The following is a 210-nucleotide window of genomic DNA, read 5'->3' as shown; positions in this document are numbered from 1 at the left end:
CATTGTTCTTTTGTATTTTTTCTGAAGATGTAGAAGTACATCCTCCTTTTCTTCGGAGTTCGAGGATCAGTTTCGTTAAATTCATGCTCATAAGCATCAAGCCAATGTCATTATGCACGGCTTGATTCCCTCTGACATGAACGCGGCGCATGCCAAAGACACCTTTCATCCGACCGAAAACAGTTTCTACGTCAATCTTTCGCTGGGCAT

The 210-nt window shown here is 42.9% G+C and carries 1 protein-coding gene; it reads right to left on the bottom strand.

Annotation, left to right across the window (positions count from 1 at the left end):
* Window positions 1–210 (bottom strand): transposase (locus ACYQ2O_RS13960; protein ID WP_459796899.1); only part of this gene is annotated, 210 nt, incomplete at both ends.

Source organism: Alkalibacterium sp. m-11 (assembly GCF_054658155.1).
Note: the sequence above shows the minus strand (reverse complement) of the source record. Positions and strands in the feature narration are given on the sequence as shown.